This window comes from Myxacorys chilensis (genome assembly GCF_059505265.1).
This window is the reverse complement of sequence record NZ_JCACKG010000002.1, coordinates 9,772-31,674: the sequence shown is the minus strand read 5'-3', so window position 1 is coordinate 31,674 and position 21,903 is coordinate 9,772. Positions and strand designations below refer to the sequence as shown.

The window sequence follows — 21,903 nt, the reverse complement described above, 5'->3', positions numbered from 1 at the left end:
TTTATTTCACTGCCTTGCTGATTGAACTTCGCTGAAATGTCAACACAACCTAGTACGAGAGTTTTAATAATATATTTGTCAACTCCTAATAATCTTGATGATGCCTACAATTTATTTACGGTGCTAAATAGCCGAGGTCTTCAACTACAAGCAAGTGATATCTTAAGAGCACAAAATTTAAGGCACATAAAAGATGAGGGCAACCGAAAAGAATTTGCCGAGAAATGGGAGAAATATGAAAGCGCTATAAATGAACCATATAATTCATTTGATGAGTTCTTGTGGGCTATCGTTTTTATAACAATGAAATATAGAAGTGATGACAACAAAAACCTTAACAAAGCCTTCAAATTTATGTATGGTAGAAATATGTTAACTAGAGGAGAGGGAACTTTTGAAGTCATCGGTCGCTACGCTAAGCATTTGCAGGCTATTACCAGTAATGATATCTGTACCAATGAGGTTGGAAACTTTTTCGTAAATCTTAATTACATACTAGCAAAAACTTACGGGAATGCTTATGTTGCTCCCTTAATGCATTACAGGGCATGCTTCAAAGAGTTTAGAATTTGCGACTTTTTAATTAGGTTAGATAACCTTTGCTCAGTTTACTGGTTGACGGGTAAGGGAAACCTTCAATCAAGAATCTTCATTTTACTAAGAAAGATGGAGGAGATATCAAAACAAACCGGAGATATAAAAGAACTGGCATCACAGTTTCTTGATTCTCCTGTCCTAAAGTATGAATATCAAGACGAAAAAGCTTCTACTGTTGTTGAAATTGAGCACTTTCTCGATTTTCTTGACAATGAAAAGTGGGGGGACTACGCAGGGCAAAGAATTAACAAAACTCGTTACCTACTACTAAAAATAGATCTCTTATCAAGTAGTTTGAATTCGAGAATTTACTTTGATGGCAGCACTTCCTCTGTGGAACATATAATGCCTAGAATTTTAGGAGAAACCTCTAGTATTTCTGAACTCGATCATAAAAAGTGGGTTCACAGGCTTGGAAATGTAGTTTTAGTAGATAGAAAGAAGAATTCATCACTAAGTAATAAAGAGTTTCCTGATAAAAAAACTAAATATAAGGGCTCCATAGAAAACAGAGCAAATACTAATTACATTTTTATGACTTATAATGAATGGAATATCGAAACACTTAGAGAAAACCACTATCGAGTTTTTGATTTACTAAAGACATATTATTTAGGTAGTTCGTTTGAAACGGTCAAGAAGCTATTGAAAGGTTAAATCACTCAGTTGTAATTTTCGTATTTCTACAGAGTGATAAGCTCGCTTACTAGAGAACCTAACTCCGAAAGGTTTCATATCCTATTAGAAAAACTGCTTTCGTCCACCAATTTTCGCTTCCCTTCGATTGTATTTAAACGGTATGAATCTGAAGTATCGGAACTCACTTTGGTGAAATTTGTGCCTAGAACGAATCGGCAAAATATTTGTGGAAAGCTAAGCAAGAACAGATCTGCTTATAGAGATCGTTCGTTGTTTGAGAATGCCAAAGCGCAAGTCGGTAAAGTCTCAGCATTTCTTGATGCAACAACTGGAGTAGTAGGAAACATGCTTTAGGTGCTAGCGCGCATGCGGTGCAATCGTTCTCTAGAATGGGTTTTCATAAATAAAGAAGTTAAAATTTGAGTAGTTAGGAACTCAGCATCAAATCTGGTTTGGGAATTGGTAATAAAGATTTGCTAAAGAGTTGAAGGGTTAGGGCATACTGAGCTATCTCGTAACGTCAGTCGTGCCATGATCTCTTGAATCAGTAACTCAGTTACGAGTTTCCTAAGTTTCTCAGTCCATTCAAGCGGCGATACCCGTATGATGCAGCTTCCGATTCCGGCACATTACGATCGCACGAAAGTCGGCACCTTTTGGCGTGTTCCTTACCAGCAACGTGCGATCGACGCTGAGCAGTGGGCAAAGCAGCATCAGATTCAGCCTGCGTCATCGGATGATCGGCGGGTGTGTTTGCTGGCGATCGATGTGCAAAATACGTTCTGCATTCCTGATTTTGAGTTGTTTGTGGGCGGGCAGTCAGGTCAGGGAGCGGTAGAGGATAGCGATCGCTTGTGTCAATTCATTTATCGCAACCTCGGAGTCATTACAGAAATTGCTCCGACGATGGACACGCACACGGCGATGCAAATTTTTCATCCGATCTTTTGGATCAATGAGGCAGGAGAACATCCCACGCCAACTGCCACAATGATTACCCTAGACGATGTTGAGAATGGAGTTTGGAAGGTCAATCCTGCGATCGCGTACAGTCTAAAGCGCGGCAATTATGAGGCACTGCAAAATCATGCGCTGCACTATACTAAGCAACTGACTCAAGATGGAAAATATCCGTTAACGGTGTGGGCGTATCACTCAATGTTGGGCGGTATTGGACACGCATTAGTTTCTGCCTTTGAGGAAGCAACATTCTTTCACTGCATCGCTCGCAGCAGCCAGACGAACTTTGAGATTAAAGGCAATAATCCTCTTACAGAAAACTACTCTGCGCTGAGTCCAGAAGTTCTTTCTAGTATTGATGGACAGCTTATCGCCGAGAAGAATAGTCATCTCATCCAATCACTGTTTGATTTTGATGCGGTGATCATTGCGGGACAAGCAAAGAGCCACTGCGTTGCGTGGACGATCGATGATTTGCTCACTGAAATTAAGGCGAAAGATCTGCGTCTTGCCCAAAAGGTTTATTTATTAGAAGATTGCACCTCTCCGGTTGTTGTTCCAGGTGTAATTGACTTTAGTGAGCAAGCTGATGCTGCGTTTAGGCGATTTGCAGAGGCAGGAATGCACCTCGTCAAATCAACCGATCCAATTGAGACTTGGCTCAAGGGTTAACCGATTGACGGCGTTGGCACTGAGGGCAGAAATGCGCCGATCGTCCTGCCAACTTTAGGCGTTCAATCGGTGTTGTACAGGCGCGGCATTCTGCTCCATCGCGTCCGTAAACCCAAGCGATGCCACCATAATTGCCATTAACACCCGACACATCGCGAAAATCGCTAAATGATGTGCCTCTAGCTGCAATGCTGTCTTTGAGAACTTGAATTACATTCTCTCGCAAACGCTTGATGTCTGAATCGCTCAGCGTTGTACACAGCGTTTGAGGATGAATTTTGCTTAGAAAAAGCGCTTCATCCGCGTAGATGTTTCCGACTCCAGCAACGAGGGTTTGATCGAGGAGTGCATTTTTGATCGGGCGCTTGCGATCGCGCAGCCATTGGGCAAAATATTCCTCCGAAAACTCGTCTGAGAAGGGTTCAGGCCCCAGGTTTTGCAGCCCGGTAATGATAGATTTGGGAGTGCGATCGCGGGGGACAAACCACATCTGTCCAAAGGTGCGCTGATCAACAAACCGCAATTCTTGCCCGTTCGGAAAGAATAATCGAACACGAGTATGTTTTTGCAGTGGCTCGTTCTGGCTCAACCATAGCAACTGTCCCGTCATCCGAAGATGAACGCCAAGCCAACTTGCTGGCGATGAAGAAAGTTCGGCAAGCAAGTATTTTCCGTAGCGATGCCATTCAACAATCGATAAGCCCTGCAATTGGGCAACAAATTCTAAGGAAGAGCTAGGAGCCGCGATCGTGCGATCAAGCAACACATCGCCGCCCTGAATGGTTTGATCGAGAGTGACTTGATTTAGGCCGAGGCGAACCGTTTCAACTTCGGGAAGTTCTGGCACGAGGAAAAGAATTTAGCTGAACACCCTCACGCTATCACGAGTTCAAACCAGTGTGGGATTGGGAGAGCTAATCCATAGGTCGAGCTAATCCATAGGTCGAGCTAATCCATAGATTGAGAGAACCTAAAGCTTGCTAGTTCTAGTCTTAGCGTGGGTACGTTACGAAGCAGTAGTAAGTTAAGGCTTCTTGAATGAAACCGGGTCTGCACAGAGGGCAACTGACCGTATGGAAAGATGAGCAAGGATTTGGGTTCATCCAACCAGCCGATGGTAGCCAGGATGTGTTTCTTCACATCACTGCATTGAAAGATAGAACCCGTCGTCCGCAGGCAGGTGATGTAATTTACTATTACCCAACCTTCAACCAGAACAACGAAGTTCGTGCAGACAACGCTTTTATCTTAGGCGCAAGAGCCAAATCTGTCTCCGCTTCAACAAATAGATCCACATCTAGAAACACCGTACTTAAGCATCTAGTTCTAGTGTTGGCAACATTGCTTCTATCGGCGTTGCCAATGTGGGGAGCGATCCAATTTGCATTGGTAACTGCTAATCCCATTCCGCTTATTCTCTATCCCACAATGAGTGTATGGACTTTTGCACTGTACAAGGATGATAAGTTTCGTGCGAAGCGGAACAGATGGAGAATTTCAGAAAACAGATTGCATCTGCATGAACTAGCAGGTGGATGGTTAGGAGGGTTCGTTGCTCAACGCACGATTCGTCACAAGAATAAAAAGAGGTCTTATCAAGCAGTGTTCTGGGGAATTGTTACACTCCACTTGCTGCTTTGGTCGGGCTGGCTTTTCCTCAAGTAAAACGCGACATTTTTTTGCTTGCGTCTTTAAAGAGTCTAAGCAACAGAGGTTTGAGCAACAGCAGCTACCTGAAATAACCCTAGTTTAATGAAGCTGAAAGTCGCACAAAATCGAGCAGAATTCTTGTTTGAATTCTACTCGATGAATGCAACAGTGTTAGTTTTCGGAGTAAACAGTTAATTCGCAGGAGATTAGTCTTTTTTCTTCTGCGTTTCTGGTTTAGCCTCAACTTTCCCAGGTTTCGCAGCCGCTGATGCTGACGCCGGAGCCTTGCCTGCTTTAGCCTTTGGAGGCTCGACTTCAACTAATTCATTCATGGCATAGTTGTTGGTGTTTACACCACTTGCATTGCCGCTGTAGCCAGTATAGTTAACGCGATCGAAGCGGACAATCACCGGATATTTGATGCCACTTTGATCAATAGAAGCAACCGTTCCAACGTCTTGGAACCAGTAGGACTCTTCACGCAAAATGCGGACTTTAGAACCACGTTGAACCATGAGTGTTTTCCTTTTGTTATCAAACATCAACCAGCTAGGCGACAACTTCCGCTAAGAACCCGTCACCTGACCTCGCTTGATGAATAATTTTCCCCAATTTACTACGGTTGGTGAACGGTTCAGCAGTTAGGAGGATGGGTTGAAACAATCTGAAACAATCGGAAGAAGGGATGAGGGAGGTCTTCGACCCGCTTCGCGAGGAGGGATGAGGGATGAAGGATAGAAAATAAGGCGACTCAACTCAGTTTAAGGTGAACCACTAGTAGGTTCTGCCACGCCAACGGGTGGGAGTTTGGGTAGAGGAAAGGAAAATTCGGAGGACGGCGAGGGGATCGGCGAGAGGAGAAAACCAGAAGAGCCAGCGAGCAGTTGCTTGAGAGAGATCATATGAGGGTGCGATCGCCCAATTTAAGGCAATCCGAATCGCGACTAAAAACCCATTTACACCGAGCGAGATTAAAGCTGGGAGCGTCGTGTTTCCGTTGGCCACAAGAAAGCCAGAAATTAGCAGCATGAATAGCGGTAATCCCTGCACTGCCGTCAATAACCATAGATCTCCCCACACCTGACCCTTAGTAGCCGCATCTTTGAGGTCGAGCGATCGCCCCCATTCATCCCACGTTTCTTTCATGCCGTCGTACATGCGGACTTTTAGCACCTTGGCTCCGTCGAGAAAGCCGACTTTAGCTCCGCGTGCGGCGGCATAGCGGACTAGAGTCACATCGTCACAGAACGAGTTTCGAGCGCTGGCATAGCCATCTAATTGAACCAGCAGCGATCGCCGACAGAGGCAACATTGTCCGTTCGCCATTTTTCGCTCGGGCGGATTGTCTTGATCTCCAGCAGGTCCAAAGCGATATACCAAGGTCATGAGCAGCGCGGGCTGTAACCAAATCTCGCCTGGGTAGTTGAGAATGAAGCGCGGTGAGAGCGTGATCAGATCGTAATCTTCTGCGATCGCGGTTTCCAATAAACTGCACACGAGTCCCGGATGCGGAATCGTATCGGCATCAATGCCTAAAATCCATTCGCTGTGGGGAGAACTGGCCAGAAAGCCAGAATGGAGCGCCCACGGACGCCCAACCCAGCCGGAGGGCAACGGATCATCCGTCATGAGCCGAAAGCGAGGATCGCTCTGTTGCGCCTCTTGAACCAGCGCTGGAGTGCCATCGGTCGAACGGCTATCGACGACCGTTATTTCTCGCACCTCATAGGTTTGGCGCGTTAATCCTTCAAGACAGGGAGAAATGCGTTTCGCCTCATTCAGCGTTGGAACCACGACACTCACTTGTCCAAACAGTCCGGGTCGAGGTGATCGAGGCTCAAGCGGCGGATGACGAGTCGGGCCTTTGAGAAGTCGGGACAGCAGAATCGCGATCGCCGGGATCTGAATAATCAGTAGCCCGGCGAGAACGGCATCTTCACCCGAAAATGCGAAAGCCTGGGAATGGATCAAACCCAGGCTGTAGAGTCCTACCCGAAAAAGTGTGGTCGTCAATCCGATACCCCTTTGTTCCTCTAATCGTTCTAAATACAGCTAGTTCTCAACACAACTATTTCTGAATACGGCCATTTTTCTAGATAGAGACCCTATGGGAACGCCCCTATCTAGAACAACCGATGACTCAGCCTTACTTTTGAGCAATTCCAACCGTAACGGGTGGCACATCGCCGCGATTGGTAGTCGCAAGCGGCGTTTGTAAAAGGCTTTCCACTGACTCTGCGGAGCTAGATCGAGCCATTGCCCAAAGCGCGATCGCAGGCACAACACCCAAGCTCACACTTAGCGCTGTCGGAATCCAGAATCGAGAATCTAGTTGAGCAACGGTAATGATGGCTCCAAACGCAAAATTGATCAGGTAAACCGCCAACGGAACCGTCAACTGAGCACGACTAAGATTAAGGGAAACCTTGCCCCAGAACACAGAAGCAACCGCCATAAACAACGCCCCGGTGCCAAACCAGCCCGATAGATTGCGGTACGGCATGCCAAAAAACGCCCCCACTTCTTTAAACTCCCAGAACGGATAAGGGGTTTGGCTCATCGCTGGGTCAAGGACGAAATCCCAAGCCGTTAGCATCACCGAACCCAGCGCGATCGCGCCTACGATCGTCGCCCACAGAGGGAACTTCAATCGCTCTAATCCCGCCCGCGCCAGCACATAACAACACATGCCAACATAAAACCAAGACAGCGGAATCGTAAATGGCACAAGCCCCGCAATTTTGTATCCCAACCCACTGAGGTAGCCATATGCGCCAAATGGAAATCCCGTACTCGTCCCCAACAGTTCGCTGCCTAGCGACAAAACCACCGTGGGCAGCATGAACGTCAGCCAATGCCATACACCAAGGGTTCGATAGGCGTAAATGCTGACAGTAATTGCGCCCAAAAGAATATAGGCTACCCCACCATTTGCCATGCTCCAGCCAAAGGCCGACTGACCAATAGTAGGGAGCGCTCCAATAAAGTCAGGATTGGGCAACACCAGCAGCAGCCCTGCTAATCCAAACGCCAGCGACAAGCTATGACCGATGAGACAACCACGCTCAACAGTAACTAGATGCTTCATACGGGACTCCTCTGAAAATGTGGCATTGAACCATGCCTGCTATACAGTTTACAAATCTTTAACGATTTTCTCGCGATCGCTCAGCATTTTTCTAGATTTCTGAAGGCTATTGAAGCAGAAATAATTTTTCCTTCCTAAGCTGCAATTTGCAATAGGGCCGCTAGACGAATGGTTAATCCGGTTTAAATACCTCTATTCACTAGAAATAATTTGTAATTTTGGTCGCCATTAGGGGCGCGATCGCGTCTGCTACGCCCCTTTTTGGGCAATGAAAGTATACGCCCACCTCATGAAAAGCGAATTACAGATTCCGAAATTAGGTTAGAATCCCTCAATCTCCTCACAACAGGTGCAACTGGACTTAAATGAATCAACTGAACAATGCGTTCACCCTCTTCCTCAGCTTGTTGGTTGAGGCGATTCCATTTTTGTTACTGGGGGTGTTATTTTCTGGATTGCTACAGTTTTTTGTCGATGAACGGCGACTGCTAGCACTCTTGCCTAAAAATCCTTTACTCGGATCTTTGGTTGGGAGCTGTATTGGGTTTCTGTTTCCCGTTTGTGAATGTGGGAACATACCTGTAGCAAGACGGCTTCTGATGCAGGGTGCGCCGGTTCCGGTAGCAATCGGATTTTTACTTGCGGCTCCAACGATCAACCCCATCGTCTTTTGGGCTACGTGGACGGCGTTTCGCGGTCAGCCAGAAATCGTTTTGTATCGCATCGGGTTTTCGCTCTTGATCGCGACGATCATCGGCTGGGTATTTGGGACACAAAAGGATGTTCGTCCGTTATTGCAGCCTGCGTTGGCGTCGGTTCTGTCCTACCGTTCTCAAGCATCAGCCGATTACAGTAGCGGCACGTCTCCTCTCTTGCAATCCGGCACGTATTTCCTGGGGCAGTCAGCAAGACCATTGATTACTGACCCATCAGAGTTACAGGCGGCAATGGTGGCGACGGCGACAAAACCTACTGGCTATCGACTCCGGCTGTTGCTAGACAACACGATTCAAGAGATGCGCGAGTTGGGCGGCGTTCTCATTCTGGGTAGCGCGATCGCGGCTGTCATTCAGGTGTTTGTGCCGCGAGAATTAATTCTTGGCTTGGGTCAAAGTCCCGTGACCTCGATTCTGGCAATGATGCTGTTAGCGGGTGTCGTTTCGATCTGCTCGACGGTAGATTCATTCTTCGCGCTCTCGTTTGCTTCCACGTTTACGAGCGGCTCTCTGGTTGCGTTTCTGGTGTTTGGCCCGATGATCGATCTTAAAGGGGTTGGGCTGATGCTGTCGATCTTCAAACCCAGAGCAATCTTTTACCTCTTTTTGCTCGCTGCCCAATTGACGTTCTTATTGACGCTCGCTTTAAACCTGTATATCAGTTAACCGTTCATGGCTCGACTTTCTTTTCGCTCCCTTCTTCCGTGGCTTGATGTGATGGCGATCGCAGCTTGGGGCATTGCCTTACTCAAGTTCTGGCTCACCGGTCAGCTTTTTCTACTGATTCACCCAAATTATGGTTGGCTGACCGTTGGGGCTGCCGTTACGCTGTTGCTGGTCAGTGCCTTGAAAGCGTTTTTTATCTGGAAAGCGAGTCGTCGTCCCGGACGGCAAATGCCACCGATGCAGCACCTCAGCCTGTTTCCGCCGGGGTGGGGCAGTCTCTTGATGCTCATCATGGCGATCGCGGGGCTAGTGTTTACCCCCCAAGCCTTTGCCAGCCAAACGGCTCTCGATCGTGGCGTGGCAGAAGCCATTCCTTACACCCGAGTCAAACCCCAAGCGTTTCGGGCCGCTTCCCGCTCTGAAGACAAGAATTTGATTGATTGGATTCGATCGCTCCAGGTGTATCCCGAACCCGATGCTTACGCTGGACAAAAAGCGAAGATACAAGGATTCGTAGTGTACTCACCAAAATTGTCAGAGCAGTATTTTCTGCTGACTCGGTTTGCCATTACCTGCTGTGCGGCAGACGCCTATCCCGTCAGTTTGCCTGTGAAGCTGACAACCGGCGACCGCAAAGCCTATGCGGCAGATACTTGGCTAGAAGTAGAAGGTCAAATGATTACGGAAACGCTGGACGGGAAACGGCAACTCACGCTGCAAGCCAATTCTCTCAAGCCAGTGCCCCAACCGAAGAATCCTTACGATTATTGATATTAGAACTTATGTATTGGCAAGGGTCCGCCTAAGTCCCCACTGGGATGGGATTAGCGACTGACGATGCCAGACCACTGAACCTTCTTCAGTTTCTCGCGACGGTACGAAAAGAAATTCGTCGGATCTTGATAGGTGCAGTGAGGCGCGATCGCAATTTGCTCTGGCATCAGTCCTAACTGTTCTAGCTGCATCCGGTTGACCTGTCGGACATCTAATCGCGATCGTCCCGGCGTTGCGTCAGGCAAAATGGGCGAATTGGGCAATTGACGTAATTGGTCTATTTTTTCGGCGTCAGGCAGATCGGTTTGCAACGCCGTAATCGTCGAACCAACCTCAATGGCTACGCTATGAGACACCTGATAGACCTCGCCCGAAATTGCTGGACCTAAAGCTACGCGAAGATCCTGTAGATCGCTACCTTGATCGCGCAGACGAGCGATCGCAGTCGGGATAACTTTCAGCGCCGTTCCCCGCCAGCCCGCATGAACCGCAGACACTTGACCCGTCCTAACATCGGCGATCAAAGCAGGCGTACAGTCCGCGCTACAGACCCACACCGCTTGATCTGCTCGTTCAGAAATCAATCCATCTGCCTGAGAGAACTCCTCGCGATCGTCAGGATTGAGAATTTCAGACGGGGCAAGGACAATATCACCATGAATTTGCTGGGTACGGTAAGGCTGAGCATCGGCGCTCAGTATCTCCGTCAATTCAAATGGCGATCGCGGTGCAAACTGTTGGGTAAAAAATCCATGCGGCCACGGGTCAAGCAGACTACAGGTAAGGTAGGGAAGATCGTTCCAGATTTGCCAGTGCCAAGTGTGCATAAGGATGAAGAGGTAAAGAGAAGCAAGATTTTATGGTAACGTTACTCGGTTTTGGTAAAGTGACGAAGCTATGTACTTAATTCAGCCAATGTATTGCTTGGAAAATTGTAAAAGCTTTGTGAAGCACTCCGGCTCACCTCAGTGAAACTACGAATAGAATTTCAGTTATCTGAAGCGGCTTAGCGATCGCGTCCTGAAAATGCGTCAAACCTGAGTGAGATCATTCTCAAAGCTCGAATTTAGCCTGACCGGATCACGAAAGCCATTTTGATCCAATGTTGGCGTTGGCAATCTCCGGGAACAACCGACACCTTTGGTCGAGTCACTGGAAATGCTCACGGCACTAGCGACCGCTGTGTCAGGCTGCTAGCACTGGTAGCAGCCTAACGTCAGCAGGCGGACTTCAAGGCGGTAAGTTGATTTAGCGGCTCAGCAAAATGCTGTCGATGAAATCTTCATAAAACTCGGTACGATAGGGCAGAGATATGGTTAATTAGTGTAAATACTTCCGAAATTTCTCGGAATCAATTTCTTTGTGAGCGGCACTTTAATAAACTCACATGGTGTCGGATTGATAGTGCCAAAGCATTTGTCGAAACATTTTTTTGTCGAGACACTTTTATAAATACCCATCAGCATACTGTGCGTGAGGAGACTCAAAGATGACCCAGCAATCCAATTCAACCGCTAAAGCGATGTGCAGTCGTAAAAATTTGATCAAACGCCTTGGTTGTCTTAGCAGCCTCAGTGTCTTTAGCAGTGGAGTTGCCCTTGCTCAAGTTCCCTCGCCGTCAGTCTCTATTACTCCATCCTCTATTGCACCCACTGCTGCCCCCACAGCTACGCTGCCAGCAGAGCCACCTGCGATTACCATTGTGCGAAACGAAGCCGCCGCCCTCGAATCTCCAGTCGTAGTTAAGGTTAAGCCCAATCCCGCTGCCGCGATCGCACCTCCCGAACAGGCAGTTCCAGAAACGTCGCCGCCTTTAGCTTCTGAAAGAGTCTCCGCTCCGGTCAGCGCAGAGCGCAATGTGGAAAGCGCGCCTAGTCGTGCAAATACGGCTTCCGACCTAATTGGTCAGCCGCCCGCCGCTTCGGAAGACTATGAAGCGCCTGACGCGGTTGTGTTCTCAGAGCGAACCTCCGGGTGCGAGTTTTCGGTACAGAAGGGACAAGTCGGCAGTTGTGGAGCAGCTTCTAAAGCGCCTATAGCAGTCAAACCATCAGGCATTTCTAAAACAATCTCGAATGTGATTTCAGGCGTAGTTCGTCCGAAATTTGCTGAAGTATCTGCTGAGGCAGATTCAGTCGGTGCTGCACAGGTGCAGGTCGGCCCAGTCAGTTTGTCGTCGAGCGGCATTGGCTGGAACGGTGGTTCTGTCGGCAGTGCTTACAGCACTGTTCAGTCCTATTACAATCGCACGGTTCGTCCCCTCGGAATGCCAGGAAACGGGAACGTGAGCCTGCTCTTTCCGCTCTCGATTCCGACGGCTATTACTTCGTTCTTTGGCTGGCGGATTCACCCCATCACCGGAGCGCAGCGCATTCACACCGGAACCGACCTGGGGGCACCGATGGGAACTCCTGTGTTGGCGGCCTTAGCGGGTCGGGTAATTATGACGGGCTTGATGGGCGGCTATGGCGTCGCGATCGGGATCGAACACACCGATGGAAGACAACAAACCCTCTACGCTCACTTATCAGAAGTGTTTGTTAAACCTGGTGATATTGTTCAGCAAGGAGCCGCGATCGGGCGAGTAGGCAGCACTGGAAACTCGACTGGACCTCACCTGCACTTTGAATTGCGTCAACAAATGCAAGATGGTACTTGGGTGGCGGAAGATGCTGGATTTGCTCTAGAGCAGTCTGTGGCGAGATTGGCAAAATCGCTACAGGTCAGCCAAAGTCAGCTTCCTCAGAAAACAGCCGCTAATTAACCTGCAAGAAGCGAACAATCTTCCAGAGTCCGCTTTGTGAACTTTCGGAACTGGTGGAGAGGTTTTGCGTTGGCAGCGGATCGAATGTAGCAGATTAAAAATTGTACTGATGCCTAATCTGTATCCGTTTATCCGCTACCAAATCCGTTGCTATCACCTCGATAGGTTCCGACAGGACTCGACTACATATAGCCATGCTCGGCCAGAAACGTCGGGGAAATCCGATCGGGAATCGCATCGGATAACGACTGTCCCGATCCCAAAAACTTTTCAACATACTTGCCGAGAATATCACCCTCTAAATTGACCCAGCCTTCAGGTTTGAGGTGGCATAGGTTGGTTTCAGCATAGGTGTGAGGAATCACCGCTACCGTAAACCATGAGCCATCTGGGGCACAATCTGCGATCGTCAGACTAATGCCATTCACAGAAATACTTCCCTTCGGAAGAATATACCGCGCCACAGATGCGCTCTGAGTGGCAAACGTCATCTCCCAAGATGTCGCCGTCTGAATTGCCGATTGAAATGTCCCTACTCCATCAACATGCCCGGTTACGAAATGTCCGCCGAGTTTGTTGCCTACTCGTAGCGACGTTTCTAAATTGACTTGCTTTGTCCCGTCGTCAGTCTGACCCAACGTAGTCCGACGAACCGTTTCTGGAGACACATCAGCAATAAAGCCGTTGGATTTAATCTCCGTCACGGTTAAGCAAATGCCATCGATAGCAACACTATCTCCGATCTCTAAATCCTGCATTAGAGAAGCAGAATGGTCAGGACAGGCAATTTCAACTTGCTCAGCGTTAAGCAAAGTCAATGTTCCAACGGTTTGAATAAGTCCGGTAAACATGAGGCTAAAGAGTGTAGTAAGACTAGAAGGGAACTTACTTTACGCTACACCCTGCCTTCCACGTATATTTTTCTTTTTTGATCAAGATTTACGCACTACCAACCAACTTGAGGTACTTTCAGAAGAGCGTAGTGTTATATACCTGTTGCTTAACTTCGCTACCATGTTATAAAGACGCAATTAATCGCGTTTCTACAGGAAGTGATGAGATCTTACACAGTAGCCAAAAGAGTAGCCAAAAGATATTTTTTGCCCCCATTTGAGGTCTAGTAATATCCTCATCACCGCTGATTTTAATTTTAGGTGTTCGGTGAAATATAGAAGTGTCCTGTATTTTGTCAAATTTTGGGCTTGATCATTTAGGATCAAGGGAGACAGGGCATACTTGTAGCTCACCCCCTCAGATTTTTCTACTCTACAGGGTGAGGAGTCTTTAATGGCTCCCTGTCCCGACATCGCAGTATCCCCTTGCCTGAGGAGTTCAGAGGCTATACCGATGATTGAAATGAAGGTCGCTGGAATTGCGTTAGACGCTGCTACTCGAAGCCCGATCGTTCTATTAAAGGATTCAATCGACCGACGAGCGCTTCCTATTTATATCGGACAAGATCAGGCGAAAGCAATTATCAGCGTCTTAGAAAACCAGACTCCTCCACGACCCCTAACTCACGATCTTTTTGTGAATTTGATGGAAGCGTGGGATATGGTGCTGGAGAAGATTATTATCCATTCCTTACAAGATAATACGTTCTATGCCGTGTTAGTTGTGATGCAGGGCGACGCTCGGCGTGAAATTGATTCGCGCCCAAGCGATGCGATCGCAATTGCTCTCCGCACCAACAGCCCGATATGGGTGATGGAAGAAGTGATCGCGGATGCCTCAATTCCGGTGGATCGCGATGCGGATGAGGCTGAACGCCGTGCTTTCCGAGACTTTATTTCCAATCTGAGTCCCGATGATCTGATTCAGAAAGGACGGTTTAGTAGTGGGGAAGCTCAGTAAATCAAGCCTCGTGCTTCGTCAACCGACTACCAGAAGCAAAGCTCGACTGTAAAGATCTCCAATTTTTTCGAGAAATTCAGAGATCCGGATAGGCCGTTTTTTGGGTTCACGTAGAAGACTGTGCACTACCGTCGCTTCGGCAAAACAAACTTACCTTACTCTGTCTTTTCACTAGGAACGATGCGCCTAGCGTCTGAAGAACTCGCGGCGCAAACAGTGCAGCGTGCGATCGCGATCGGCATCACTCATTTTGAAACAGCGAGGGGCTACGGACAGAGCGAAGCGTTTTTGGGAGCGGCAATTCGAGGATTAGCACAAGGCACAAGGCCGACACGCGAACAGCTTTACCTAACAACCAAGATTCCGCCAACGCTCGATGCTGATGCAATGGAGCGATCGATCGACGAGTCGTTGCAGCGCTTGGGAGTAGACTATCTCGATAGTTTAGGCATTCACGGCTTAAACACGTGGGAGCATTTTGACTGGGTGACGGCGAAAGACGGGTGTATGCGAGCGGTTCAAAACGCACAGGCAGACGGACGAGTGCGCCACGTTGGATTTTCAACCCACGGATTTTTGGAGGTAATTTTAGCTGCGATCGAAACTGATTTGTTTCAGTTTGTCAATTTGCATTACTCACTCTTTTTCAGGAGAAATGAAGCTGCGATCGCTCGCGCTTCTGAAAAAGATATGGGCGTATTTATCATCTCTCCAGCCGATAAAGCAGGACTGCTGCACACACCGCCGCCAACCTTGATTGACCTCTGTCAGCCCTTTTCTCCCTTGGAGCTAAATTATCAATTTCTTCTCAGCGATTCACGCATCACTACACTCAGTGTCGGAGCTGCCACCCCAAGCGAGTTAGATGCTATTCTCACCATTCGCGATGAGAAGCTGACCTCAGATGAAACCAGTGTTATTGCTCGTCTCAAAGACCACCAGAAAGCGGTGTTGCAAAGCGACTTGTGTAGCCAGTGCTATGCTTGTTTGCCCTGTCCTGAAGGCATTCATATTCCAGAGGTATTGCGGTTACGAAATTTAGCCGTGGGCTATGACATGACGGCATTTGGAGAATACCGCTATCGCATGTTTGAAAATGCCGGACACTGGTTTCCCGGAAGCAAAGCTAATCGGTGTAGCGACTGTGGCGATTGTTTGCCTCGCTGCCCCGAAGCGCTCGATATTCCGACCTTGCTGCGCGATACGCACGATCGCTTAAAGGGCAAAGCAGGACGCCGACTTTGGCAAGATTAGCAGTGGCAGGATTAGTAGCGTCGTCCTCTCCAAAACACGCCCAAAACAACGCCGATCAAAACGGTATAGTCCAATGCTGGTAGCAACGGAGCGGGCAGACCCAGTACTGATTTTAGAAACAAACACAGCAGCAAACACGGAACGAGCGCCCACAGAACGGAGTTTGTCACGATAATTTGACGAAACCAGCGCTTTAAGACCACCACTCCTAGCGCTCCCACCCCAACCGCCGCCCCTAACCGAATCAGGATTTCTAAGGGAGAGTTGAGCAGTTGCAGGGCAACCGTTTGAACCACAGGCACAAGAAAACTGAGAAATAGGAGCAGATCAACCGCGATCGCAAAGATGGTGGTTACTACAGATGCCTGAAGTAGTGGAATCCACGGCAAATATTTAAGCGGGCGAAGCGGATTGAGCATGGTCTTAAGCGGCAGCTTTCTGAGGGTGAATTAGCCTTGTCGTCCTCATTATTGTATCCGAGCAAACCGTGCTGCCTAATCGTTAGAGACGTTTCAAGAAATAGCGCTTACCATAAGAGGCAAGCTATTTCAAACGATAGATGCTGGTTCCTTTGGGTCTATAATTTGATGAAAAGAAATTGACAAAACGTAACAATCTTTAGAGTCAGATTGGAATGCAAGAGAAATTTTCCGTGTCACAGGCAGCAAGAGGCGTTGATAGCAACGTTCAGCCTGCGTCTCTAAGCAGTGATAAGGCTGGCATGGTGCTGCAATCGGCAGACGGAACGATTCAAGCTTGCGATGTAGCAGCAGAGCAATTGTTGGGCTACCCATCTGAGCAAATTATTGGCAAGACTTCGTTGGATGCTTTGGGACGAACGATTCGCCCAGATGGTTCACCTTTTGCGATCGCTCAGTTTGCGATCGCTCCGGGGCAGAACTCCGACGGAACCGCTGCCCCCGGTCAACCTGGCCAGAAAGCCGTGCTCGGATTCTATCGTGCAGACGGGACGCTGGTGTGGCTACAGCTAGACTCCAATCCTCTCTTTCAAGATGCCACGACTCCTTATGCCGTAGTGACGACGCTGCGAGTTGTCTCACCAGCCTGTTTAGACGGCTCCTCTAACGCTGGCTCAGATTTAGAGCGATCGCAGTCAAAAGCTGACCTTGACCGAGTTGAAGCGAAACTCGATCGCCTCAATCAGGTACTTAATCACAATATGACTTCGATCGCGGTTCAGTTAGGACAGGCGCAACGGTTGTCTCACCAACGGCTCGCAGAAATCGAAGCAATTTATGCGACGGCTCCGATTGGGCTGTATTTTGTCGATACTGATTTTCGCTATGTTCGGGTGAATGGCCTCCTGACCGAGATCAATGGAACACCTGCATCCGAGCATGTTGGGCGGACGTTTCGGGAGGTTTTGCCCGAACTTGCGGATCACGTTGAACCCCTGTTTCGGCACGTGATTGAAACCGGCGAACCGATCTTAGATTTAGAAGTGGTCGGCACTAATCGCGCTCAGCCTGGAGTGGAGCGAGTTTGGCGGTCGAGCTACTATCCGTTTGTAGAAGACGGACGGGTGCTAGGCATCAATGGCGTTGTGCAGGAAATTACCGATCGCAAGCGCGTCGAGCAAGCGCTACAAGATACCGAGACCCGATTAACCCAATTTGTCGATTCTGACCTGATTGGCATTTCATTTGGAGATATCTACGGCGGCATTAAATATGCCAACAATGAATTTTTGCGGATTATCGGTTACTCCCGTCAAGAATTTGAGTCAGGACAAGTGAGATGGACAGACATCACTCCGTCCGAATGGTTGCCAGTTGATGAGCAATCGATCGCAGACTCTCAAGCGCGCGGAGCCTGTGCACCCTACGAAAAAGAATACATTCGTAAAGACGGTAGCCGAGTTTGGGTGCTGATAGGCTACACCCTGATTGGCGAAGCGCAAGAAGAGTACGTCGCTTTCGTTCTTGACATTAGCGATCGTAAGCGAGGCGAAGAAGCATTGCGACAGAGTGAGCAGAACTTCCGGGCACTTGCCGATTCAATGCCGAACATGTTCTGGACGGCTCGACCCGATGGCTGGCTCGAATACTACAACCAACGTTGGTTTGACTATACGGGCATGACCTTAGAGCAGAGCCAGGGCTGGGGCTGGGAGCCTGTGCTACATCCCGATGATCTGCAACACTGTATTGACCTGTGTAACGAGTCGATTCGTACTGGCAAGGACTATCAGATTGAGTACCGCTTTCGCCGTGCCAGTGACGGGCAATATCGTTGGTTCTTAGGACGCGCCTTCCCACTGCGAGATGAGAACGGGCAGATTATCCGATGGTATGGGTCTTGTACGGATATTCACGATCAAAAATGTGCGGTGGAGGAGCGCGATCGCTACACCGCACAAAGTCTGCGTGCCTTGGCTCAGGAACAGGCTATTCGTCAAGAAGCCGAACGCGCCAACCAACTCAAAGATGAATTTCTCGCGGTGTTATCTCACGAACTGAGGACGCCGCTCAATCCGATTTTAGGCTGGTCAAAGCTATTGCAAAGCGGGCGGCTCAGCCCAGAAAAAACGCAGGATGCCGTCAACACGATCGAGCGCAACGCTAAACTGCAGTCTCAACTGGTGGAAGATTTGCTGGATATGTCCCGCATCATGCGCGGCAAACTGACCTTAAATCAGTTCCCCATCAATCTAGGCTTCGTAATTTCGGCTGCCCTCGAAACAATTCGGCTTGCCGCAGATGCGAAAGCGATTCGACTGAACGTGACGCTTGATCCAAATGTTCGATCCATTTTGGGAGATGCGGGTCGATTGCAGCAGGTGTTTTGGAATCTTTTGTCCAATGCCATCAAATTTACACCAGAGCAAGGACAAATAGACGTAACCCTAACGGAAGTGGGGAATCAAGCGCGAGTTCAGGTGAAAGATACAGGTGTCGGCATTGATGCGGAGTTCTTACCGCATGTGTTTGAGTACTTTCGGCAAGAAGACGGCTCCACCACTCGTAAATTTGGCGGGTTAGGACTAGGGCTTGCGATCGCGCGGCAACTCGTCGAACTGCACAACGGCAGAATTTGGGCAGAAAGCTTGGGAGACAACCAAGGCGCAACCTTCACCGTCGAGATTCCGCTGCTAAAGACCGAAGAGACTGAGCCGACTTGTGAAACGGCAGAGTCCTCGCGACGACCATCACCCCTCGCTGGTCTCCACGCCTTGGTCGTTGATGATGATTTTGATGCGCGAGATATCGTCGCGTTTTTGCTACAAGATTCAGGTGCGATCGTTCAAGTTGCCGACTCCGCATCAGAGGCTCTGAACATTCTAGAACGCTTCAATCCTGACATTCTAATCAGTGATATTGGCATGCCAGAAGAGGATGGATACGGTTTGATTGAGACGATTCGGGCGACTGGAAGGACGCTGCCTGCGATCGCGCTGACAGCCTATGCGAGTGAAGTGGATCAAGAACGCGCGATCGCAGCAGGATTTCAGCACCACATTTCAAAACCGCTCGATCCTGATCACGTGGTTGCCATCGTGCTTGACCTTGTGCGAGATTCGAGCTGAATTGGGAGGATGAGGGATGAGGAATGAAGAAGAGCGTTTAGCGACTCAGACAGCCCGGTCTATTGTGGTGCTGGCACGGAAGGTATTGGGAATGGGTGTTTTGCTGCTTGCTATGAGCATGGGTCAGAGTGTGATCTCGGACAAAGCACTTAATGCCGTAGAGGTAGCCCCTTCCTTTAAATCCGCTTTAGTTCCGTCAAGCGAGCCATTTGTCTTTGCTCAAATGCGAGACGGTTCCTGTTCATCTTCTGTCAGAGGCACGACGGAATCCTCAATGTCAGAATCTGGACTCACCGTTCCTAGCTTTTGGTGGCTAAGAGACGAAATTTCCGCCCAAGCCCAATTTGGACGGAGACTGATCGATCGCTGGTTGGCGTGTCCTGGAACGAATGGACAATCGAATCGCGTCGATTTTTTGGTCAATCAGCAAGTGTGGAGTTTGCTCGACTATTTAGAACGCTATCAGTTTGTGCATCGCCTCGGAACCGTTGCAGGCGACTACCGCCACAATGTCCGCGTGTTCAATCGCCAAGGCACACTCTTAGCGGCCTACACCTGCGCGTTCAACACTGATGTCGCCAACACTCAGGAAACCGTAGACTCATTGAAGTCAGACAAACCAAAGTCAGACAAACTAAAGTCAGATAAATTAAAGTCACAAGCTTCTCTAGCGTGTAGTTTAGCGCTCGATTCTACAGGCAAGTTCGGCATTCGGGGACGCACTAGCCCTGACGGACTTTTGCCCACAGAGAACGATACTGTTCGACCGTAGCCTGAGAGAGCGGTTCAAGAAACTCGCTGCGGTTGAGCAACGTTTTAGGATCGGGAAATAGAAGCGGGTCACGCTGCAACGCTTCAGGCAAAGAGTCTGGCTTAAGCGCTGTCAGAATCGGGGATGCCGCTTGACTCAGGAGGGAAAGCTGCGGCGCAATCTGAGGTTGCCAACAAAAATCAATCCATTGAGACAGGGTTGGATTTTGGGTAGCCACAGTCGCGGGGCGAACCCACACATCCGCCCAAAGAGCCGTTCCTGAAGACGGAAAGACTGCTTTAAGGCCAGGGGAGCGCTGTCTAGAGGACAAAACCTCCGAAGACCAGCCCACCGCGACCCATATGTCATCTAGCATCAACGGCTGTAGATAGGTTTCAGAACTATAGAATTTGGCTTGCCGATGCAAGGCTTTTAACTCAGATTCTAAATTCTCAACCTTGCTCAGATCCGGTGTGTTGTAGGACTTACCAAGTTTTTTGAGTGTCAGCCCGATCGTTTCTCGGGGCTGATCGAGCAGCGAAATTCGTCCCCTCAACTCTTCTCGCCACAAATCAGCCCAATCTGTGGGCGGCGTCAAGTTTTTTTCTTGAAAAATATCGGCCCGGTAGGCAATCACAGTACTGCCCCACCGATAGGGTGCGCCCCAAACCTTACCGTTTTCAGCAGGGCGACCTTGATTATCGCGAGTTACGATCGCACGCCATTTTTCTGGTAGTTGCGTCCACTGCTCCCATGCCGATACATCCAGAGGTTGAATCAATCCCTGTTGAATCGCCGTAGTCAGCCAATAATCTCCTAACGTTGCTAAATCGGGAGCAGCGACATCCCGATTGCCAATGAAAGGAATCCAGCTTGGAAGAGAAAACGGAGTGGGCAGATTGCCCTGTTGCTTCCACTTCTGCAGCAGGGCAAACACGTCTCCTAGCTGATCTTCTGGCTTAAAGTCGATCGCCGCTTGATTAAACTGTTTATGAAATTGGCTTACCACTTGCGCTGGAACCGAATCTCGCAGCGATCGCACCCGCAACGCATTCGGTGCGGGGCTGCATCCCGCTAACGAAACCCCAAGGGCAGCGGTTCCTACTAAAAAACTCCGTCGATCCATGCCTCACATCCAAGCTCTTGTTCTATTTCTATTTTCGCTCAACGCCAAAGCCGATCAGCGTGATCTCTGAAGGCACTTGTCCCGGCTCTGGACGGTTGTACGTCACAATCGTTCGCAGGCGGACATCAGGAGAAATGAGACGCATTTGATCAACGGCGATCGATCGATTGTAGGGCGTTGTCATTTCCAAGGTTTGGCGCATCGGCTGATAAGTGAACCGACCCGCGATCTCGCCTGGTTCAGAATAGCCTTGATCGCGTAAATAGAATCCTTGAATAGTCTCACCATCCGCAACGTGAGACACAACTGGCAGTATCAAAGCCTCTGTTGGCGCAGAATGGGTGACATACTGATCGGGGACAAACAGGGCTTTAAGACTCATCGCGACTCGTTCGCCGGTTTCAGACAGGGTATCGAACGCGATCGCGAACCCCGGACACGTGCCCCCCTTTTCAAGTTGAGCGGGATCAATCTGAAAGGTTTTAGATGGCGTAAGAATGCGCTGTGCCTCGATGTCAGTTAAGCGATCAACATGAAACTCGGTAAACGATCGCTCGATGTCGCCACTGGGCATAGAGTGATATGTTCTTTCGGTTTTCCAGACGCCAGAACAAGCATCAAAAAATTCTTGAAAACTGAGCATTACTTTTCCTATCGAGCCGTATCTACGAGTGTGACAGAAGCAGTGAATTTAGCAAATTTTAGTTTGGGCTAACGCACCAAGGAGAAACTTCTGCGTCAGTCCTATCGGATCGCTTGCCGTGTCTTCAATCTTGGATCGCTCGCCAGCGTCTTCAATCTTGGATCGCTCGCCAGCGTCTTCAATCTTGGATCGCTCGCCAGCG

General features: G+C 49.0%; 19 protein-coding genes. 10 read left to right on the top strand and 9 right to left on the bottom strand.

The window, feature by feature from the left end; genetic code table 11:
- The first annotated feature begins 36 nt into the window (after positions 1–36).
- Together AC5JLB_RS00170 and AC5JLB_RS00165 are read left to right on the top strand one after the other, a co-directional pair.
- Positions 37–1,254 (top strand): HNH endonuclease family protein, encoded by a 1,218-nt coding sequence (locus AC5JLB_RS00170; RefSeq protein WP_495871837.1) that lies wholly within the window; start codon positions 37–39, stop codon positions 1,252–1,254.
- Between the two features lie 585 nt (positions 1,255–1,839).
- Positions 1,840–2,868: a cysteine hydrolase family protein gene (locus AC5JLB_RS00165; protein ID WP_495871836.1), complete on the top strand. Its 1,029-nt coding sequence runs from the start codon at positions 1,840–1,842 to the stop codon at positions 2,866–2,868.
- Here the strand turns inward: AC5JLB_RS00165 and AC5JLB_RS00160 are convergent.
- Positions 2,858–3,715, bottom strand: coding sequence for a DNA-formamidopyrimidine glycosylase (locus AC5JLB_RS00160; protein WP_495871835.1), 858 nt, complete (start codon positions 3,713–3,715; stop codon positions 2,858–2,860). The genes AC5JLB_RS00165 and AC5JLB_RS00160 overlap by 11 nt on opposite strands.
- A gap of 191 nt (positions 3,716–3,906) precedes the next feature.
- Between AC5JLB_RS00160 and AC5JLB_RS00155 the strand changes: the two genes are divergently transcribed.
- A complete protein-coding gene (locus AC5JLB_RS00155) occupies positions 3,907–4,533 on the top strand; it encodes a DUF1294 domain-containing protein (protein ID WP_495871834.1) in 627 nt (208 codons plus the stop codon).
- Between the two features lie 191 nt (positions 4,534–4,724).
- On the opposite strand, the gene AC5JLB_RS00150 is transcribed toward AC5JLB_RS00155, so the two are convergent.
- From AC5JLB_RS00150 to cruF, 3 genes are all read right to left on the bottom strand, one after another.
- Positions 4,725–5,033 carry a photosystem I reaction center subunit IV gene (locus AC5JLB_RS00150; RefSeq protein WP_495871833.1) on the bottom strand — a complete coding sequence of 103 codons (309 nt, stop codon included), beginning with the start codon at positions 5,031–5,033 and terminating at the stop codon, positions 4,725–4,727.
- Positions 5,034–5,292: 259 nt separating this feature from the next.
- The gene (gene cruG / locus AC5JLB_RS00145) at positions 5,293–6,531 is read right to left on the bottom strand and encodes a 2'-O-glycosyltransferase CruG (RefSeq protein ID WP_495871832.1); all 1,239 of its coding nucleotides are present in this window, start codon (positions 6,529–6,531) and stop codon (positions 5,293–5,295) included.
- Positions 6,532–6,664: 133 nt separating this feature from the next.
- On the bottom strand, positions 6,665–7,606 hold the full coding sequence (gene cruF, locus AC5JLB_RS00140) for a gamma-carotene 1'-hydroxylase CruF (protein ID WP_495871831.1): 942 nt from the start codon (positions 7,604–7,606) through the stop codon (positions 6,665–6,667).
- Between the two features lie 365 nt (positions 7,607–7,971).
- On the opposite strand from cruF, the gene AC5JLB_RS00135 reads away from it, so the two are divergent.
- Both AC5JLB_RS00135 and AC5JLB_RS00130 read left to right on the top strand, forming a co-directional pair.
- Positions 7,972–8,988, top strand: a complete 1,017-nt coding sequence (locus tag AC5JLB_RS00135; protein ID WP_495871830.1) for a permease — start codon at positions 7,972–7,974, stop codon at positions 8,986–8,988.
- Between the two features lie 6 nt (positions 8,989–8,994).
- A complete protein-coding gene (locus AC5JLB_RS00130; protein ID WP_495871829.1) occupies positions 8,995–9,759 on the top strand; it encodes a TIGR03943 family putative permease subunit in 765 nt (254 codons plus the stop codon).
- A gap of 53 nt (positions 9,760–9,812) precedes the next feature.
- Here the strand turns inward: AC5JLB_RS00130 and pgeF are convergent, their stop codons facing one another.
- Positions 9,813–10,589, bottom strand: a complete 777-nt coding sequence (pgeF, locus tag AC5JLB_RS00125) for a peptidoglycan editing factor PgeF (RefSeq protein WP_495871828.1) — start codon at positions 10,587–10,589, stop codon at positions 9,813–9,815.
- A 662-nt stretch (positions 10,590–11,251) separates the two neighbouring features.
- Here pgeF and AC5JLB_RS00120 point away from each other — a divergent pair.
- Positions 11,252–12,526, top strand: a complete 1,275-nt coding sequence (locus AC5JLB_RS00120; RefSeq protein ID WP_495871827.1) for a M23 family metallopeptidase — start codon at positions 11,252–11,254, stop codon at positions 12,524–12,526.
- Positions 12,527–12,708: 182 nt separating this feature from the next.
- Here AC5JLB_RS00120 and ribE read toward each other — a convergent pair whose 3' ends face one another.
- Positions 12,709–13,377: a riboflavin synthase gene (gene ribE / locus AC5JLB_RS00115; RefSeq protein WP_495871826.1), complete on the bottom strand. Its 669-nt coding sequence runs from the start codon at positions 13,375–13,377 to the stop codon at positions 12,709–12,711.
- 496 nt (positions 13,378–13,873) lie between these two features.
- Here ribE and AC5JLB_RS00110 point away from each other — a divergent pair, with 496 nt between their 5' ends.
- Positions 13,874–14,380 carry a bifunctional nuclease family protein gene (locus AC5JLB_RS00110; RefSeq protein ID WP_495871825.1) on the top strand — a complete coding sequence of 169 codons (507 nt, stop codon included), beginning with the start codon at positions 13,874–13,876 and terminating at the stop codon, positions 14,378–14,380.
- Between the two features lie 120 nt (positions 14,381–14,500).
- Positions 14,501–15,634, top strand: coding sequence for an aldo/keto reductase (locus AC5JLB_RS00105; protein ID WP_495871824.1), 1,134 nt, complete (start codon positions 14,501–14,503; stop codon positions 15,632–15,634).
- Between the two features lie 11 nt (positions 15,635–15,645).
- Here AC5JLB_RS00105 and AC5JLB_RS00100 read toward each other — a convergent pair whose 3' ends face one another.
- Positions 15,646–16,053 carry a hypothetical protein gene (locus AC5JLB_RS00100; RefSeq protein WP_495871823.1) on the bottom strand — a complete coding sequence of 136 codons (408 nt, stop codon included), beginning with the start codon at positions 16,051–16,053 and terminating at the stop codon, positions 15,646–15,648.
- Between the two features lie 215 nt (positions 16,054–16,268).
- Here AC5JLB_RS00100 and AC5JLB_RS00095 point away from each other — a divergent pair, with 215 nt between their 5' ends.
- Both AC5JLB_RS00095 and AC5JLB_RS00090 read left to right on the top strand, forming a co-directional pair.
- Positions 16,269–19,181, top strand: a complete 2,913-nt coding sequence (locus tag AC5JLB_RS00095; protein WP_495871822.1) for a PAS domain-containing hybrid sensor histidine kinase/response regulator — start codon at positions 16,269–16,271, stop codon at positions 19,179–19,181.
- 16 nt (positions 19,182–19,197) lie between these two features.
- Complete coding sequence (locus AC5JLB_RS00090; RefSeq protein WP_495871821.1) at positions 19,198–19,953, top strand: hypothetical protein; 756 nt, start codon at positions 19,198–19,200, stop codon at positions 19,951–19,953.
- On the opposite strand, the gene AC5JLB_RS00085 is transcribed toward AC5JLB_RS00090, so the two are convergent.
- Both AC5JLB_RS00085 and AC5JLB_RS00080 read right to left on the bottom strand, forming a co-directional pair.
- Positions 19,904–21,058, bottom strand: a complete 1,155-nt coding sequence (locus AC5JLB_RS00085; RefSeq protein ID WP_495871820.1) for an extracellular solute-binding protein — start codon at positions 21,056–21,058, stop codon at positions 19,904–19,906. The two genes, AC5JLB_RS00090 and AC5JLB_RS00085, sit on opposite strands and share 50 nt — an antisense overlap.
- Positions 21,059–21,086: 28 nt before the next feature.
- Positions 21,087–21,701 carry a phycobiliprotein lyase gene (locus AC5JLB_RS00080; protein WP_495871819.1) on the bottom strand — a complete coding sequence of 205 codons (615 nt, stop codon included), beginning with the start codon at positions 21,699–21,701 and terminating at the stop codon, positions 21,087–21,089.
- Positions 21,702–21,903: the final 202 nt, after the last annotated feature.